The following is a 16,879-nucleotide window of genomic DNA, read 5'->3' on the forward strand; positions in this document are numbered from 1 at the left end:
CTAAAACCATCCTGTTCTGGGGGAAAACAGATGAATGCGAAGACGCCGCATCCGGCCATCGGCGGAAACTGGGCGAGCCTGCTTCTGCCGATCGCAGCCGACGACAGCATCGAATTCGATAAGCTCGGCGAAGAGATCGACATACTCATCGATGCCGGCGTCGACGGCATCTATTCGAACGGCACCGCCGGCGAATTCCACAATCAGGCGGAGGAGGAATTCGACAGGATCCAGGCGATGCTGGCCGAACGCTGCAAGGCTTCCTCCACGCCATTCGTGATCGGCGCCTGCCAGCCCGACCCACGGATCATGCTCGATCGCCTCCGTCGCGCCGCGGTACTCGATCCCCGCGCCATTCAGGTCATATTGCCTGACTGGTGGCCGCTCACCGATGCCGAGGCGGTCGACTTCCTGAAACGAGCCGCCGAGGCGGCCGGCGGAATTGCGCTCATCCTCTACAATCCGCCGCATGCAAAACGGGTGCTGGCGCCAAAAGAGCTGAGCATGCTCTGCGCGGCAGTGCCTGAGCTTATCGGCATCAAGCTCGCCGATGGAGACGCTTCCTGGTATGCCGAAGCACGCCGGCATCTATCCGAGATTTCGCTCTTCGTCCCCGGCCATCATCTCGCCACCGGCATCAAGGAAGGGATCGCTGCCGGCTCCTTTTCCAATGTGGCCTGCCTTAGTCCTCACGGTGCTCAGGCCTGGACGGTGTCGATGCGAAACGAACTCGACGCCGCCCTCGATCTGGAACGACGCATCTGCATGTTCATGGACGCCCATATCGTCCCCTTTCGCCAGCAATTCGGCTATTCGAACGCCGCTCTTGACAAGCTTTTGAGCTGCATCGGCAATTGGGGACCCGTAGGCACCCGTCTGCGTTTTCCTTACCGTTCGATAGACACGGAAGAAGCGGTCAGGTTGCGACACATCGCCCGCTCCGAACTTCCCGACCTTTTCCTCTGAGTTTGCTTAAAGAAGGGGCTTTCCGATATGGCGCGGAACGAAAAGCTCTACCATCCCAGGCGGGCCGATATCTTGCTGGAGGCCTCCTTCAGCAGAACGATGAAGCGGTCGACATCGCTTCTTTGCGTGCGAAAGGCCGGGGCGCCGACATTCACCGCGGCGATCACGGATCCATCGAATGCCAGAACCGGCACCGAGACGGAGACGAGTTGCTCGCTGACTTCACCATAACTCACACAAAATCCCTGGCGGCGGATTTTATCCAATTCAGCAACCAGCTTGCCACGATCCGTGATCGTGCGCTTGGTCAGCCGCGGTAAAGTCTCGGGGATCATTTGCAACTGCACCTGGGGCTGAAGATAGGCGAGAAGCACCTTGTACGAGCCCGCCGTGAGCGGCCGTCTTCGACCGATCATCGCCTGCACCCGCAAGTCGCGCATCGGTTCGAACTTTGCGATGCACAGGGATTCCCCATTGTCGATGATCCTGAGCTGGGTCGTTTCGTTCGCCTTCTGGCCGACTTCTTCAAGGATAGGATTGGCTATTCGCACCAGATCAACCTGTGTCGATGCAGCGGTCCCGAGAATGATCGCAGTCGTCCCCAGCCGGTAAGTGCCTGTCTCGCTCTTCCGCACCAGGCCGCGCCGTTCCAGTGTGCGTAACATGCGCAAAATTCTCGGTTTGGTTTCCCCGAGGTTCTGCGCCACCTCGGTCAGTCTGATATCCGGGTTTTTGGCGACATTCAGCAATACCTCGATACAGACATCAACGGATTGCACGATATCGCTTTTTGATGGTTGTCTTTTGTCCATGGGAGTAGAATTTTCTCCGCGACCAAGGCTGAAGGAATGGCATAATTTCAGGTTACGTCTATCGTAACAAGCTTGTTTTCCGTTTGACAGCCCCCTTGAGGCCCCCTTACCAATTTGTGTCAAGAGTGGACGGGAACCTGCTCGCACCGACCAAGCAAGGTCGGCCCAAAAACGCTAAACCGGGATGGAAGAAATGGCCGCAAAAACGTTGACGCGGGCAGCGATCGGGCTGCTTGGAACGATTGCTATTCCTGCAATGGTCGTCGCACAGGAAGCCCCGCTGACGATCGGGATGTCGACGACGCCGACGACGCTGGATCCCCATGAAGACAGTTCGGCGCCAAACAATGCGACCTCCCGCCATATCTGGGACAGCCTCATAAACCTCACGGGAACGTCGGCAAATGCGCCGGAACTCGCCACCGAATGGAAGGTCGTCGACCCTACCCACTGGGAATTCAAGCTGCGGAAGGGCGTGAAATTCCATGACGGCAGCGAGTTCAACGCCGATGACGTCATTGCTTCGCTTCTGCGTGCCCGCGACAAGCCCAGCCAGAGCTTTGCTTCCTACACCCGCAATATTGTCAATGTCACGGCCACCGATCCCTATACCATCGTCGTCGAGACGAAGGTTCCGGATCCGATCCTGCTGAATTCCGTCAGCCGAATTCGCATTATCAGCGCCGATTGCAAGGAGGCGCCAGTCCAGGATTTCGACAACGGCAAGTGTGCAATCGGAACCGGGGCCTATTCCTTCGTCTCCTATTCGCCAGGCAGCAACCTGACCTTGAAGCGCAATGACAGCTATTTCGCTGGCCCCTCGCACTGGTCGAACGTCACGCTGCGCTTCCTGCCCGATGACGGCGCCCGTCTGGCATCGCTTCTTTCCGACGAGATCGACATTGTCGAAACCCTTCCTGCCGATGGAATGGCACGCGTGGAAGCGAGCGATAATCTGCAAGTCATCAACGGCCTGTCTTCCCGCTTCGTTTATCTTGGCCTCGATGTCAGCCGCGATGTTTCGCCTTTCGTGAAGGCTGCGGATGGCTCCGATCTCGACAAGAACCCGCTCAAGGATGAACGGGTGCGTCGCGCAATGCTGATGTCGATCAACCGGCCGGCAATCGTCGACCGCGTCATGCAGAAGAACGGCACGGTGGCCGACCAGTTCGTCGCCCAAGGCTATGCGGGCTATTCCGAAAAAGTCGAGAAGGTGGGTTATGATCCCGCCGCCGCCAAGGCGCTTCTGGCCGAGGCCGGTTATCCCGATGGCTTCAGCCTGACCCTGCATGGCCCCTCTGGCCGTTACGTCAAGGACGCCGAAGTTCTGCAGGCGGTCGGCCAGATGTTCACGCGCATCGGCATCAAATCGAAAGTCGAGGTGCTGCCCTGGTCGATGTATTCGGAAGCCTATTCAAAAGGCACCTACAGCACCTATTTCGGCTCCTGGGGTGTGAACACCGGCGAAACCACCAATCCGACTGTTGCGCTGGTCGCCACGCGCGACGAGAAAAAAGGGACCGGCAGATATAATGGCGGCGGCGTGTCCGATCCGAAGATCGACGAGGTGCTGGCCAAGGCCAGTTCGACGCTCGATGAAGCCCAACGCGCGCCCCTTCTCGAGGAACTGTCGACCGAGACCTTCAACAACCTCTGGCTCCTGCCGATGCACTACGAAAACGTCGTGCTGGGCGCAAAGAAGACCGTGTCCTACACCCCGCGCGGCGACAAATATACGCTTGCTTACGACGTGAAGCCGGCGGACTAATGCATGCCGTCCAAAAGCGTGCCGCAGTTTTGGGACAAATAAAGATTTGAAGTGCGTCGCGTCGATCCATTCGATGCGACGCGGTTTAAAACAGCAGCATGGGGCCGCACCAAGGCCGTCCCTTTCTTCATCTCCCAGGAGACATTCATGCAGGAACTTGGAACGGGCGAAGCCGTCGCCCGGGCGAAGGCCATCTATGACTATGGCCAGACGGCCATCTTCGCCTCTCAGGCCGATCCCCGCCTCCATATGGTGCTTTATGTGCCACCGACGGCGGCAGACGGCCGCAAGCTCGACCTCCTGGTCGCGGTCCACGGCACCGCGCGCACGTCGGCCATCGACTTCCGCGACGGTTTTGCCGAATTCGGGCTCTACAACGACTGTGCCATCCTTTGCCCGATATTCCCGGTAGGCGTTCTCGGTGACGGTGCGCGTTCCGGCTACAAGTTCCTTGAGGAAGGCGACATCCGCTACGATCAGGTCGTCCTCGCCATGGTTGAGGAGATGGCCGACAAATACCGCCAGGACTGGTCAAAATTCGCCATGTTCGGCTTCTCCGGCGGCGGGCATTTCGTGCACCGTTTCGCAATCCTGCATCCGGAAAAGCTCTGGGCGGCATCCATCGGCGCACCTGGTTCCGTCACCCTTCTGGATCCGACGCGTGACTGGTGGGTCGGCATTCGGGATCTGGAGGCGCGCTTCTGCAAGTCCTTCCGGCTCGAAGATCTCGCCAAGGTTCCGGTGCATATGATCGTCGGCGATGCCGATCTGGAGACCTGGGAAATCACCCACAAGCCGGGCGGCAGATACTACATGGATGGCGCAAACGACGCCGGCAAGACGCGGCCGGAGCGCCTCGCCGCCCTGGCGAGTTCATTCCGCGAAGCGGGTGTCGATGTGACGTTCGATCGTGTTCCAGGCGTCTCTCACGACCGGATGAAAGTTCTGGGCCACGTCAAAGCCTTCCTGGCAAAGGTGCTCGAGGAGCGTCGCGCGAAATGAGAAATGCAACGATCGTAGCGCCTCAGCCGGAGGCAGTCGAAGCCGGTGCGGAAGTTCTCGAACGCGGCGGCAATGCCATCGACGCAGCACTCGCCTGTGCCTTCGTCCAAGGTGTGGTCGACCCGCAGATGGCTGGCATCGGCGGCTTCGGCTCCATGCATGTCTACATGCCGAAAAAGGGCGTGCACGAGGTCCTCGAATTTTATGCGCGCGCGCCGTTGAAGGCCGCGCCGGACATGTGGCTCGACAAGATCAAGCACCAGAGCCGCGACGGTTTCGGCTATGTGCTTGAAGGCAATATTTCCGATATCGGCTATCTTGCCGTCTGCACCCCCGGCTCGCTCAAGGGCTATGAGACCGCGCTGCGCGACTATGGCAGCTTCGATTGGGCCGATCTCATCAAGCCGGCTATCCGCCTTGCCCGTGACGGTTTCATGATCCGAAACCACATGCACTGGTATTGGGCCAAGGACCAGTCGAACGACGGTTTTGCCAACACGCTCGACAAGCTGCGCTTTTCTGAAGCGGGCCGGAAAGTCTATTTCCACGACGACGGCACGCTCAAGAATGTCGGCGACCTGCTCGTCAACAAGGACATGGCAGAGACCCTCGAACGCATCGCGCGAAGCGGCGGCTCGGACATCTTCTATCATGGCGAACTGGCCGAGCAGATCGCCAACGATTTCAAGGCAAATGGCGGCTTGATCGATCGGGAGGATCTGGCGCGTTACGAATTGTCGAAGGTAGAGCCGGTTTGGGGCGACTACCGCGACAACCGCATCGCCACCTCACCTCCGCCAGGCTCAGGCTTCCCGATGCTGGAACTCCTGCATATCATGGAGCAGTTCGACGTCGGCTCGCTGCAGCATGGCAGCGCCGATCATGTCCGCATCCTGTTCGAAGCCATGAAGCGGATGACGATCGACAAGGACGCGCATATGGGCGATCCAGTCTATGTAGACGTGCCCTATGAGAAGCTGCTGTCGAAAGAGCATGCAAAGGCGCATGCCGGCGCGATCAAGGCCCGCGAGATCGCCAGTGTTTCGCGTCTTGATAGGTCGCAGCGCGACACCACCCACATCTCGGTGATCGACAAGGACGGCAATGCCGTCGCGATGACCCACACCCTCGGCAGTCCTTCGGGCGCGATCACTGACGGCCTCGGCTTCATGTACAATGGCACGATGAGCCGCTTTAATCCGCTTCCGGGCAAGCCCGGCTCCATCGCGCCCGGCAAGCGGCGTCCCAGCTCGGCGGCACCGACGATCGTCTTCAAGGGCGACGAGCCCAGCATCGTCATCGGAGCGCCAGGCGGCAGCTATATCGCGCCCGCCGTTGCGCAATGCCTGATGAACATGATCGATTTCGACATGTCCGTGCTCGAAGCCGTCTCGGCGCCGAGGATCGTAGGGGTGTCAAACACGATCGACATCTGCAATCGCATTCGACACTCTGTCGAAGACGATCTGCGGGCGCAGGGCTACCAGGTGGCGCGGTCGCCGCAGACATATGCGTTCGCCGCAGTCCACGCGATCAAGATCGACGGCGGCATCTCGAAAGGTGCGGCCGATCCGCAACGCGATGGGATGGCGATCTCCGTCGGCTAAGCATGTCGCGCAAAAGTGCGCAGCGGTATTGCGACAACGACGTGCGTAAAACAAAGACGTCGATTCAAAGTGTTACAGCGTCCTTTGCTGCTCTCGAAAAGACGCGCGGCGCTGTAGGGAGAGGTTCAATGGTCACATCCATTATCAGGCGGTTGATACAGGCGCTGTTCGTCATTGTCGCGATGACGATCATTGTCTTCATCGGCGTCAATGTGATCGGCAACCCGGTCGACATCCTCATCAACCCGGACGCCAATCAGGCGGAGCGGGCACTCGTCATCGCGCATTACGGTCTGGATCAGCCGCTGTGGAAACAGTATCTGCTGTTTCTCCAAGGGCTTCTGCACGGGGACTTCGGCAACAGCTTCGTTTATGGGCGGCCGGCGCTGGGTCTGATCCTCGAACGTCTCCCGGCGACGCTCGAACTGGCGATCACGGCTCTTGTCATTGCACTGCTGTTCGGCTTGCCGCTTGGGCTGTATGCAGGGCTCTACCCTAATCGGATCTCCTCCAAGCTGATCATGAGCGGCTCGATTCTGGGCTTCTCGCTTCCGACCTTCTGGGTCGGTCTGATGCTGATCATGGTGTTTTCCGTCGAGCTCGGCTGGTTGCCGACGAATGGCCGCGGCCCGACGCAGGAACTGCTCGGCGCACAATGGTCGTTTCTGACGGCAGACGGCATCCGACACCTTTTATTGCCGGCCTTCAACCTGGCTCTGTTCAAGACGTCGCTCATTCTTCGGCTGACCCGTGCCGGCGTACAGGAGGTCCTTCCCCAGGACTATGTGAAGTTTGCCCGCGCCAAGGGATTGCGAGAGCGGCGGATCATTTCCGTGCACGTTCTCAAGAACCTGATGATCCCGGTGGTGACGATTATCGGTCTCGAGTTCGGCTCACTCATCGCCTTTTCGGTCGTCACCGAAAGCATCTTTGCGTGGCCGGGCATGGGCAAGCTGATCATCGACTCGATCAACCTTCTCGATCGCCCCGTCATCGTCGCCTACCTGATGATGATGGTGCTGCTCTTCGTCGTCCTCAACTTCATCATCGACATCAGTTATACCCTTCTGGATCCGCGGGTCCGGCTGGAAGGAAAGGCTTGACCCCATGGCCGAACCACGCACGCAAGACACAAGCGCTCCAACGCCCGAACCCAGTCGTCTGTCGAAAGGGATCGCGGATTTCTTCAGCTCTCCGGCAGCCGCGATCGCCTTCCTCACGCTGCTGATCATCTGTTGCCTGGCGCTGTTTGCGCCATGGATCTCTCCGCAAAATCCCTATGATTTGATGCAGCTCGACATCATGGATGGACGACTGCCGCCGGGGTCCGAATCCATGACCGGGCTCGTCTATCACCTCGGTACCGACAGCCAGGGCCGCGATATCCTGTCCGGCATCCTCTATGGGCTGCGCACCTCTTTGCTGGTGGGCGTTCTGTCGGCTTTCGCCGCTGCCATCATCGGAACCTCAGCCGGCCTGTTCGCTGCTTACATGGGAGGGCGCATGGAAACCGCGATGATGCGGCTCGTCGACCTGCAGCTGTCGTTTCCCACAATATTGATGGCGCTCATGATGCTTGCCGTGCTTGGCAAGGGCGTGCCGAATGTCGTGATCGCACTCATCATTGCCGAGTGGGCGACCTATGCCCGAACCGTCCGCGGCACCGCCCTGGTCGAGCGCGAGAAGGAATATATCGAGGCGGCCCGGATGCTGCGACTGCCCGGATGGCGCATCCTCTTCAGGCACCTGCTGCCGAACTGTCTTGCGCCGGTCATCGTCATCGCCACGATGCAGATCGCCCGGGCAATCGGTCTCGAAGCAACCTTATCCTTCCTCGGTCTCGGTGCATCTGTGACCGAACCCTCGCTCGGCATGCTGATCTCGACGGGCTACCAGTATCTTCTGACAGGCCTCTACTGGATCAGCTTCTTTCCCGGCATTGCCCTTCTGGTCACGATCGCGGCGATCAATCTCGTCGGTGACCGGCTGCGCGACGTGCTCAACCCGAGGAACATGTCATGACTCCATTGCTGCAAGTGAGCAATCTTGTCACCGAATTCGGCGGCGGCAGGGGACGCCCCAGCCTTTGCGCCGTCAACGATGTGTCGTTCACGGTGGAGCGCGGCAAGGTCCTTGGTCTTGTCGGGGAATCCGGATCCGGAAAGTCGGTGACCGGCTTCTCGATCATGCGGCTCCTCGAAAAACCCGGCCGGGTTGTTGGCGGCAGGGTCATCTTCGACGGCGCCGACATCGCGAAATATTCGGACGAAGAGATGCGGCAGCTGCGCGGCAAGCGGATCGCCATGGTATTCCAGGATCCGATGATGACGCTCAATCCGGTCCTGACGGTCGGAACGCAGATGGTGGAAGCCGTCCAGGCACACGAGCGAGTCCCGAAGGATACCGCCCGGCAGCGGGCGCGGGATGCTTTGGCGCTGGTCGGAATACCAAGCCCTGAAGAAAGGCTTGCCGCCTATCCGCATCAGTTTTCCGGCGGAATGCGCCAGCGCGTGGCGATTGCCATCGCGCTTCTTCACAAGCCGGACCTTATCATCGCCGATGAACCGACAACGGCGCTTGATGTGACGATCCAGAGCCAGATCATTTCCGAATTCCAGAAACTCACCGAACAGGGAAATACCGCGGTGATCTGGATCACCCACGATCTGGCGATCGTCTCAAGATTGGCCGACGAGATCGCCGTCATGTATGCCGGCCGCCTCGTCGAGACCGGACCGGTGGGCAAGGTTCTGACCGATCCTCACCATCCCTACACGGCCGGTCTGATCGCGTCCGTTCCTTCACAAAACAGACGTGGAGAACCCCTTCACCAGATCCGCGGCATGACGCCGGCGATCAACCGGCTCCCACAGGGATGCAGTTTTCGTACGCGCTGCGATCGGGCAACCGACGGCTGTCTGGTCATGCCGGCGCTCATGCCGGAAGGCGACCGCTCTTTCCGCTGCATTCATCCCGTTACGAAAGAGATAGCATGATGACGGCGATCGCCACGCCCCTGATCGAAGCGAGGAACGTGTCGCAGCGCTTCGGAGCCAAGCCCGACCTCGCCGCCAAGATCGCGCTAAAGCTCAAGCTGGCCAAACCGGCGCCTGTCGTTCACGCGCTTGATAATGTCAGCCTCAGCATCCGGCCCGGAGAGGTTGTCGGCCTTGTCGGTGAAAGCGGCTGCGGGAAGTCGACGCTCGGCCGCGCCATCGCAGGGATCACTTCGCCGAGCCAGGGCCAGATTCTCTGGAAGGGGATGGATCGAAGCGCCATGTCGAAAGGCGAGCAGCATCAGTTCGGTCTCGCCAGCCAGATGATTTTCCAGAATCCGATGGCGGCTCTCAATCCGCGCATGACCGTCGAGCAGCTTATCTGGGAGGCGCCCCGAACGCATGGGCTTGCCCGCGCGGCGGAACGCGACGCCTATGTCGACAGATATTTGATGCTGGCCGGTTTCGACCCGGCCATGAAACAGCGATACCCGCATCAGTTTTCCGGTGGCCAGCGGCAGCGCGTCAATATTGCCCGCGCGCTCGCCGTGCAGCCGAAATTCCTCGTCTGTGATGAAAGCGTCGCGGCGCTCGACGTTTCCATCCAGGCTCAGGTCATCAACCTGTTCATGGAACTTCGTGACAAGCTCGACCTGACCTATTTGTTCGTCAGCCATGATCTCGGCGTCGTGGAACATATTTCCGATCGCGTTGCGATCATGTATCTCGGCCGCATTGTCGAAGAAGCGCCCGTCGAGGAGGTTTTCAGGCGGCCCAATCATCCTTACACGAAAGCGCTCTTGGCCGAGGTGCCGCGCATCGAACCCGGCAAGCGACAGTTCAAGCCCGTCGATGGCGAACTCCCCAGCCCGATAAACCCGCCGGAAGGCTGTCACTTCCATCCGAGATGCCCGTTTGCGATGGATCGCTGCCGTCTGGAAGTGCCGGTGAAAAAGGAAATTGCACCGGGGCACCTGTCGGCTTGCCATCTCAACGATGCATAACCCCTAACCAACGGGACTCGCTCCTGGAGCCGCGCGCGGTCGACCGCATGGCATCAGGACTGCTGACAAGGATCCATCCGTTCGAGTGGTCGCGAGTTTGCAGGGTGTAACGTTCTCCTCCCAAGTAACCGTTGAAGCAAATATATCCAGAAGACCGCAACTCGATCCGGGTCTTTAAGATGGAGAACAATTTTCTGTTGTCGCAAATGAAAAATCTGATTTACTGATACTCCGCTGCTTGGCTTTAAGGGGGATATTGCCGATGCTGGGGACCCGCAGGGAAATTTTGCTCGGTGGTTTGGCGTTACTTGGCGCCGGTGCGGTCGGCAGACCGGCATTCGCCGCGGCCTCGTCCTATTTTGATGGCACCATCGTCGACAATGGCGTGACGTTCCGAGGGACCAACTTCGCCAAGATCGACAGGAAATGGCACCGCCAGGTCGTCAAATATTTCAGCAGCGAGCCGATCGGCACCGTCGTCGTCGATACAAGGCACCATTTTCTCTACGTGATCATGGAGAACAAAACCGCCATTCGCTACGGAGTCGGCGTCGGCCGCGAGGGTTTTAAATGGTTCGGCCGCGCCACGATCGACGCCAAGTCGCTTTGGCCGCGCTGGACGCCGCCGCCGGAGATGCGCAAGCGCCATCCCGAACTGCCCGAATTCGTCGCAGGCGGTTCACCGAAGAACCCGCTCGGCCCCCGCGCCATGTATCTGCATCGCGACGGCGTCGACACCGGCTATCGCTTCCATGGCACGCTCGAGCCCTGGAGCATCGGCAAGGATGCCTCCAGCGGCTGTATCCGCATGTTCAACGAAGACGCCATCGACCTTTACCAGCGTTGCCCGATCGGCACGGCCGTCCAGGTTCTGCCGCATATTGCCGACCAGGCCGAAAGCACCACGCAGGTCAGCCAACCAACCCCGGTCGAATAAGGAATATCACCTGATGTCTGCTACGACCGGATATACGAGCCGCCTTCTCGCCGCGGCCATGTTCCTCGCACTTGCCGCCTGCTCCACCACGAAGATCGCCTCCCTGGAAGAACCCACTGCAGCGCCGATGACCGGCCAGACCAACGATCCGGCGCCCGGTTTCGAAAACGTCGCAGCCGGCAGCGAAGAGGATTTTATCCTCACTGTCGGCCGGCGGATCTACTTCAAGCAGGACTCGGCCGTGCTCGATTCCGTCGCTATGGCAACCTTGGACAACCAGGCCGCCTGGCTAAACAGGAACCCGACCTGGCTGCTCAAGCTGCAGGGATTTGCCGACGATTCCGGTTCCGCTTCGAAGATGGAGACGCTGTCGCAGAAGCGCGCCGACGCGGCGATGGCCTATCTTGCCTCGAAGGGCGTCGATCCGAAGCGCATGTGGGCCAAGGGCTACGGCAACGATCGCGAAGTCCGCGACTGCACGGAGCGCTCCTGCAAGGTACAGAACCGACGCGTTGTCACCAATCTCCGCAGCCAGCCCGACGCGGTCTGATTGCAGGTCAGCAGCGGCCTCGTCGCCCGCCGTCAGTGAGACGGCAGCAGTACGTAGCTGGATGGGGACGACAGCTCGACGACGAACCTGATATCCGCGGCATTCGCCGCCACGATCAGCTGATAGTCACCGGGTTCGGCGCGGAAGGCGCCAGCCTCGACGTCGAAATAGGCGAGATCGCGCGGCAGGATCTTCATGGTGGCGGTGCCGGTCTCGCCAGGCTGCAGCGAAAGTTTTGCGAAGGCGCGCAGCTCCTTGTCCGGCCGCTTCACCTTGGTCTTCGGCGAACGCACATAGAGCTGCACCAGTTCGGATCCCGCCCGGTCGCCGGTATTGATCAGGTCGAGACTGACAGTCACGCCATCGGCGCCCATTTCGGCGGCCGACAGCCGCGGTGCACCCCAGCTGAAGCGGGTATAGCCAAGGCCGAAACCGAAGGGGAAGAGCGGCTCGACGGCATGTGTATCGTGATGGCGGTAGCCGACGAAAACGCCTTCGGCATAACGCACATGCCCATCCTTGCCGGGATAGACGGCGGGATCGCCTGTAATGGCGGAATTGTCGATTAGCGCCTTCGGGAAGGTCTGCGGCAGGCGCCCGCCGGGCTCGACATCGCCGAACAACACGTCGGCGACGGCATTGCCCAACTCCTGCCCCGGATACCAGATCTGCAGCACGGCGCGGACCTTGCCGAGCCAGGGCATTTCCACCGGGCCGCCGGTCTGCAGCACGACGACGGTGTTGGCATTGGCGGCGGCCACCCGCTCGATCAGTTCCTCCTGCCGGCCCGGAAGCCGCATATCGGGCAGATCAAGACCTTCCGTATCCCATTCGCCGTCGCGGCCGACGAAGAGAAGCGCCAAATCGGCATTGCGGGCCGTCTCGACGGCTGCCTCGATATCGGCCTCGCCGAGCGGTTTTTCCACACCGAAACGGACGGCGATAAGATTGATGCCCTCCCCGCTCGCGATGGACGGCTCATATTCGACGGTGACAGCATAGGCCCGGCCGGCTTCGAGCGCCACGCTGCCGCGCTGCTCGTCATTGGCTGTGCCGAAATAGTTTTCGCCGCGCGTCCAGCCCTCATGGCCGTCGACCATCAGTGCACCATCGACGAAGAGCCGCGCCAGGCCGGCATTGGTCATGCCGAAGACATGATCGCCACTTTCCTCCGGCACGAATTGCATGGTCATCCGGGTCGAGAAATCGGCAGGGTCGAGTTCGCCCGACGGCAGCTCGAACCAGAAGAATTCGCCCTTGTCGACGATCTCGACATGCAGCGGCTCGCCCTTGCAGCCGCGGCCCTTGAAATATTCGACGGTGATCTTGCCCTTGAACACGTCTATCAGGCGATTGTGGCGGCAGCCGACCGCGTGGCTGATGCTGTTGGCATTGGAAAGGGCGGCGCGAATACCTTCGAGCGGGCTGACCGTATAATGCGCCGCGATCTGTGCGCTGCCGCCGCCCATGACGCGTGCGCTTGCCGCATTGGGGCCGATCACGGCGATGCGGTCGAGCGAGGTCTTGGCAAGCGGCAGGATGCCGTCGTTCTTGAGGAGAACTGCGCCCTCGGCGCCGAGGCGCCGGATGAGCGCCCGATCCTCGGGCAGGTCGATTGCTCGCTCCGTCAGATCTGGCTTGCTCTTGAAAGCGCCGACCCGCTCGAGCAGAAGCAGCACGCGCCGCGCCGCCGCCCGCACGTTTTCGGCTTCGACCTTGCCCTCGCGCACGGCGGCAACCAATTTCTCGCCGCGGTCGCGCGCCGGACCCGGCATTTCGAGATCGAGACCGGCAATGATCGTCTCGGCGGTCGAATGCGAGCCGAACCAGTCGGACATGACGATACCTTGGAAACCCCACTCCTGGCGCAGCACCTTCGTCAGCAGCCAGTGATGCTCGCTCGTATAGGTGCCGTTGAGGCGGTTATAGGAGGACATGACCGCCATCACGCCGGCGCGGCGCACGGCCTGTTCGAAGGGCGGCAGGTAAATTTCGCGCAGCGACCGCTCATCGATATCGGAAGACATGGTCTGCCGCTCGATCTCGGATTCGTTGCCGGCGAAATGCTTGATCGTCGCCGCGATCCCCTCGCCCTGCACGCCGGCGATATAGGCGACGGCCAATTCGGCGGTCAGCATCGGATCTTCGGCATAACATTCGAAATTGCGGCCGTTGAGGCCGGAACGATGGATATTCACCGTGGGCGCGAGCAACACCGCGGCACCCTTGCTCTTTGCCTGGCGCGCAAGGGCTGCGCCCATCTGCGAGACGAGTTCGGGATTCCAGCTGGCGCCAAGCGCGATGCCGACGGGAAAGCACGTCGCCTTGACGCCTGCGACCAGCGAGCCGGCGCCGCGCGCGCCGTTCGGCCCGTCCGTCACCTTGATCTTCGGCACGCCGAGGCGCTCGACCGGAACGGTCGTCCAAAAATCGGCGCCGGATAACAGGGAGACCTGCTCCTCGAGCGTCATCTGGTCGAGAATGGAATCGATCATGCAAACCTCCCAAGGAAATTCTTAAACCTACCGATTACTCGGTATTTTTAAGATGTCAATCGCGCAAGCCTGATGTAAGGATGGAGAGCATGGGAGAAATCGGCCGAGGACCGGCTGATCGCCGCTCCAAGAGGCAGACAAGAGACAATGGCAGAATTGTCGGAACAGCAGACCGGAGAGGAAAAACGACGGCGCCGATCCCGCAAGGGAGAGACACGCCGCGCGGAAATCCTGACGGCGGCGATGCGGCGCTTTGCCGAGGACGGCTATCAGAATGCCGCGATCGGCGATATAGCCCGGGATGTCGGCCTGTCGCTGCCCGGCTTGCTGCACCACTTTCCCACAAAGGTCGATCTGCTGCTGGCAATCCTCGCACAACGCGATCTCGAAAGTGCTGATTTCATCGAGCATTATCGCTCCGATCTCAGCGGCCTGCTCAAGGGCATGGTCGCCATCTTCCGCCGCAACGCCGACATGATCGAGGTCGTCAGGGCCTTCGCCATCCTGAATGCCGAGAGCCTTATGAAGGACCACCCCGCCAAGGCATGGTTTCTCGCGCGCGCCACCCAGATGCAGAACGACATCGCCGCGACCTTCGAACGGGCGATTGCCGACGGCGCGATTGACGCCAGGATCGACAGCAGGGCAATGGCCGCCGAACTGATCGCGGTGATGGACGGCCTGCAGATGCTCTGGCTGCGCGATCCCGACCGCTTCGACATGGTCGGCGGCTTGGAAGCCTATGTCGGCCGGCTGCTGACAAGCCTCAGCTTGGAAGGCTGACTGGAGCTATCTGCAAAGCGCGCCAGCCAAACCATCATGCAGCTTACGGCCTCATAGTATCTTTGCCCGACCAGCAGACCCGTATGTGTCGTCCCCTGAAGCCCCAGATACTCGCCGCCAATATGCCGCGCCGTCGCCCGGCCTCGGCGATCATCCTCTTCATCCTTGACGGCTGAGATGACCAGGCTGGGACAGGTGATTTTCCCGCCATCGACGGAAATCCCCTCCGCCCCGAAATGAAAGGAAAATGCGGCGAATGCCTTCGCCGATTCCATCGACAGGTACTTCCGCTGGAACGTGATATCGTCGAGCGTTTCATCGGCGCTGCTTTGCTCGTCGCGCGCCGGCGCCGGCACAACCAGACCCGGCATTCTGGGTGCAAGATGACGATAGGGCACCTCGTCATGCACTTGCCTGCAAATGCTGGAATCGATCAGCACCAGCCCGGCAATCCCGACGCTTTCCGCCAGTTTCTGGCTCAGTATCCCTCCCATGCTGAAGCCGATCACAACAGGTGGAGCTGCGCATTCCTCAGCGATTTCGGAGATCGCCTGGCGGATGTCGTCCAGGTAGTCCTCAAATTCGACCTTGGTCAAATCGACCGATCTGCTTTTGTAGTGGCCGCGCAAATTGATGCAGTAAGAATTCCATCCGGCCGATATGAAGTGAGGAAGGTGCTTGCTCCACATCCAGCTGCCGGTGAAGGCGCCGTGAACGAAAAGCAAAGGCGGTCGTGCGCGCTGCGACGAACTGTTGTTCCCCCGAAATATCTCCAGAAACAGCTCGTTCTCTCCAATGTATTTGCTGACGTGCTCAGGCAATTCTTTTGCATAGTCCTGCATGCTTCCACTCCTCTGGTGCGGGGCTGATAACGCTTGGCGACAAAGGATATTTCCTGCGCAATATTGATCAATGGCAGCTCACGGGCGTACATAAAGGACAAAATCTCTCTAATCGGGTGCCAAATGGAAAGCCTCGCGAGCGTTTTCGCCCTTGTCTATGCTGCTGAACAGCAGAGCTATGTCGGAGCCGCGCGCGTCGCCGGCGTTTCACCCTCCGCGATTGGAAAAGCGGTCGCGCGGCTCGAAAGCCGATTGGGCGTGCGGCTCTTCAACCGCACCACGCGCAGCATCAGCCTGACCGAGCAAGGAACCCTGCTCTACGAGCGCTACAAACGCATCATCGACGACATGCATGACGCGGAGGCCACGATCTCACGAAGCCGGGAACGTCCAAGGGGGCGCCTGCGCGTCAGCGTGCCGCATATCGTCGGGCATCACCTTCTCATGCCGATCCTGCCCTTTTTTGCCGAGCAGTTTCCGGAGATCGAACTGGACATCGATTTCGAAGACAAGGTCATCGACCTGGTCGCAGAGGGCCTGGATGTCGTCGTGCGCAGCGGTGAGCTTGCCGATGCACGATTGATTGCCCGCCATCTCGGCGACCAGCATTTCGTCGTTTGCGGAAGTCCCGATTATTTCAAGCGCCATGGACGACCGCAGACGCCGGATGACCTCTCCCAACATGCCTGCATTCACTTCAAATACCCATCCAGTGGCCGGCTTGCGCCGTGGGCATTCCGCTCACCATACGATCGGGTAATTTTCCCAAGGAACCTTACGTTCAACAACACGGATGCAGGTCTGCGGGCAGCACGGGACGGCTTGGGCCTTGCGCATCTGCCCGTCTACGTCGCAGAGTCCCATATGCGGGCCGGAAGTTTGGTCCCCGTCCTGACTTCCTTCATGGTGCCGTACGGTTCGCTCTCGCTCGTCTGGCCGTCCAATCGTCAGCTTTCACCAAAAGTCCGCGCTTTCGTGGATTTTGTAGTTACGAACTTTGCCGCCCGACCCGACGCTTTTCGACCGCCGGATGCGGCTGGCGTCTCATCCAATTCTAGGGGATAGCAGCTGCTTTCAGGAGCGCCCGCCAGTTCTTCAAATCATGGTGCGTTTGCCA

General features: G+C 60.2%; 15 protein-coding genes. 12 read left to right on the forward strand and 3 right to left on the reverse strand.

Annotated elements, in window-relative coordinates; all coding sequences use genetic code 11:
- The first annotated feature begins 30 nt into the window (after nt 1–30).
- A complete protein-coding gene (locus K6N12_RS02920; RefSeq protein ID WP_222148709.1) occupies nt 31–966 on the forward strand; it encodes a dihydrodipicolinate synthase family protein in 936 nt (311 codons plus the stop codon).
- A gap of 47 nt (nt 967–1,013) precedes the next feature.
- On the opposite strand, the gene K6N12_RS02925 is transcribed toward K6N12_RS02920, so the two are convergent.
- On the reverse strand, nt 1,014–1,778 hold the full coding sequence (locus tag K6N12_RS02925; RefSeq protein ID WP_222148710.1) for an IclR family transcriptional regulator: 765 nt from the start codon (nt 1,776–1,778) through the stop codon (nt 1,014–1,016).
- A 193-nt stretch (nt 1,779–1,971) separates the two neighbouring features.
- Here K6N12_RS02925 and K6N12_RS02930 point away from each other — a divergent pair, with 193 nt between their 5' ends.
- The 9 genes from K6N12_RS02930 to K6N12_RS02970 all read left to right on the forward strand — a co-directional run bounded on the left by K6N12_RS02930 (nt 1,972) and on the right by K6N12_RS02970 (nt 11,642).
- Complete coding sequence (locus tag K6N12_RS02930) at nt 1,972–3,546, forward strand: ABC transporter substrate-binding protein (RefSeq protein ID WP_222148711.1); 1,575 nt, start codon at nt 1,972–1,974, stop codon at nt 3,544–3,546.
- Between the two features lie 147 nt (nt 3,547–3,693).
- Nucleotides 3,694–4,548 carry an alpha/beta hydrolase gene (locus K6N12_RS02935; protein WP_222148712.1) on the forward strand — a complete coding sequence of 285 codons (855 nt, stop codon included), beginning with the start codon at nt 3,694–3,696 and terminating at the stop codon, nt 4,546–4,548.
- A complete protein-coding gene (gene ggt, locus K6N12_RS02940) occupies nt 4,545–6,155 on the forward strand; it encodes a gamma-glutamyltransferase (protein ID WP_222148713.1) in 1,611 nt (536 codons plus the stop codon). Before K6N12_RS02935 ends, ggt begins: the two co-directional genes overlap by 4 nt.
- A 128-nt stretch (nt 6,156–6,283) precedes the next feature.
- Nucleotides 6,284–7,258 (forward strand): ABC transporter permease, encoded by a 975-nt coding sequence (locus K6N12_RS02945; RefSeq protein WP_222148714.1) that lies wholly within the window; start codon nt 6,284–6,286, stop codon nt 7,256–7,258.
- Between the two features lie 4 nt (nt 7,259–7,262).
- Nucleotides 7,263–8,177: an ABC transporter permease gene (locus K6N12_RS02950; RefSeq protein WP_222148715.1), complete on the forward strand. Its 915-nt coding sequence runs from the start codon at nt 7,263–7,265 to the stop codon at nt 8,175–8,177.
- Entirely contained in the window at nt 8,174–9,151 is a 978-nt protein-coding gene (locus K6N12_RS02955; RefSeq protein ID WP_222148716.1) for an ABC transporter ATP-binding protein, read from the forward strand. The genes K6N12_RS02950 and K6N12_RS02955 overlap by 4 nt, the downstream gene beginning before the upstream one ends.
- Entirely contained in the window at nt 9,151–10,155 is a 1,005-nt protein-coding gene (locus K6N12_RS02960) for an ABC transporter ATP-binding protein (protein ID WP_222148774.1), read from the forward strand. Before K6N12_RS02955 ends, K6N12_RS02960 begins: the two co-directional genes overlap by 1 nt.
- 262 nt (nt 10,156–10,417) lie before the next feature.
- A complete protein-coding gene (locus K6N12_RS02965) occupies nt 10,418–11,092 on the forward strand; it encodes a L,D-transpeptidase (RefSeq protein WP_222148717.1) in 675 nt (224 codons plus the stop codon).
- Nucleotides 11,093–11,105: 13 nt separating this feature from the next.
- Nucleotides 11,106–11,642 carry an OmpA family protein gene (locus K6N12_RS02970; RefSeq protein ID WP_097624280.1) on the forward strand — a complete coding sequence of 179 codons (537 nt, stop codon included), beginning with the start codon at nt 11,106–11,108 and terminating at the stop codon, nt 11,640–11,642.
- Between the two features lie 32 nt (nt 11,643–11,674).
- On the opposite strand, the gene K6N12_RS02975 is transcribed toward K6N12_RS02970, so the two are convergent.
- Nucleotides 11,675–14,137 carry a beta-glucosidase gene (locus tag K6N12_RS02975; protein ID WP_131710600.1) on the reverse strand — a complete coding sequence of 821 codons (2,463 nt, stop codon included), beginning with the start codon at nt 14,135–14,137 and terminating at the stop codon, nt 11,675–11,677.
- 147 nt (nt 14,138–14,284) lie between these two features.
- Here K6N12_RS02975 and K6N12_RS02980 point away from each other — a divergent pair, with 147 nt between their 5' ends.
- Nucleotides 14,285–14,920, forward strand: coding sequence for a TetR/AcrR family transcriptional regulator (locus K6N12_RS02980; RefSeq protein ID WP_097624278.1), 636 nt, complete (start codon nt 14,285–14,287; stop codon nt 14,918–14,920).
- Here the strand turns inward: K6N12_RS02980 and K6N12_RS02985 are convergent.
- Nucleotides 14,878–15,762, reverse strand: a complete 885-nt coding sequence (locus tag K6N12_RS02985) for an alpha/beta hydrolase (RefSeq protein ID WP_097624277.1) — start codon at nt 15,760–15,762, stop codon at nt 14,878–14,880. The two genes, K6N12_RS02980 and K6N12_RS02985, sit on opposite strands and share 43 nt — an antisense overlap.
- Nucleotides 15,763–15,885: 123 nt before the next feature.
- Here K6N12_RS02985 and K6N12_RS02990 point away from each other — a divergent pair, with 123 nt between their 5' ends.
- On the forward strand, nt 15,886–16,827 hold the full coding sequence (locus K6N12_RS02990) for a LysR family transcriptional regulator (protein WP_097624276.1): 942 nt from the start codon (nt 15,886–15,888) through the stop codon (nt 16,825–16,827).
- Nucleotides 16,828–16,879: the final 52 nt, after the last annotated feature.

The organism is Rhizobium redzepovicii (assembly GCF_019793435.1).
In the GTDB taxonomy this organism is placed as follows: domain Bacteria; phylum Pseudomonadota; class Alphaproteobacteria; order Rhizobiales; family Rhizobiaceae; genus Rhizobium; species Rhizobium redzepovicii.

Bases quoted from the DNA above. Each gene is read 5' to 3' on its own strand.
- K6N12_RS02920 (WP_222148709.1), top strand. From the start codon at position 31: ATGAATGCGAAGACGCCGCATCCGGCCATCGGCGGAAACTGGGCGAGC.
- K6N12_RS02955 (WP_222148716.1), top strand. From the start codon at position 8,174: ATGACTCCATTGCTGCAAGTGAGCAATCTTGTCACCGAATTCGGCGGC.
- K6N12_RS02985 (WP_097624277.1), bottom strand. From the start codon at position 15,762: ATGCAGGACTATGCAAAAGAATTGCCTGAGCACGTCAGCAAATACATT.
- ggt (WP_222148713.1), top strand. From the start codon at position 4,545: ATGAGAAATGCAACGATCGTAGCGCCTCAGCCGGAGGCAGTCGAAGCC.
- K6N12_RS02930 (WP_222148711.1), top strand. From the start codon at position 1,972: ATGGCCGCAAAAACGTTGACGCGGGCAGCGATCGGGCTGCTTGGAACG.
- K6N12_RS02945 (WP_222148714.1), top strand. From the start codon at position 6,284: ATGGTCACATCCATTATCAGGCGGTTGATACAGGCGCTGTTCGTCATT.
- K6N12_RS02965 (WP_222148717.1), top strand. From the start codon at position 10,418: ATGCTGGGGACCCGCAGGGAAATTTTGCTCGGTGGTTTGGCGTTACTT.
- K6N12_RS02970 (WP_097624280.1), top strand. From the start codon at position 11,106: ATGTCTGCTACGACCGGATATACGAGCCGCCTTCTCGCCGCGGCCATG.
- K6N12_RS02980 (WP_097624278.1), top strand. From the start codon at position 14,285: ATGGCAGAATTGTCGGAACAGCAGACCGGAGAGGAAAAACGACGGCGC.
- K6N12_RS02925 (WP_222148710.1), bottom strand. From the start codon at position 1,778: ATGGACAAAAGACAACCATCAAAAAGCGATATCGTGCAATCCGTTGAT.
- K6N12_RS02990 (WP_097624276.1), top strand. From the start codon at position 15,886: ATGGAAAGCCTCGCGAGCGTTTTCGCCCTTGTCTATGCTGCTGAACAG.
- K6N12_RS02960 (WP_222148774.1), top strand. From the start codon at position 9,151: ATGACGGCGATCGCCACGCCCCTGATCGAAGCGAGGAACGTGTCGCAG.
- K6N12_RS02950 (WP_222148715.1), top strand. From the start codon at position 7,263: ATGGCCGAACCACGCACGCAAGACACAAGCGCTCCAACGCCCGAACCC.
- K6N12_RS02935 (WP_222148712.1), top strand. From the start codon at position 3,694: ATGCAGGAACTTGGAACGGGCGAAGCCGTCGCCCGGGCGAAGGCCATC.
- K6N12_RS02975 (WP_131710600.1), bottom strand. From the start codon at position 14,137: ATGATCGATTCCATTCTCGACCAGATGACGCTCGAGGAGCAGGTCTCC.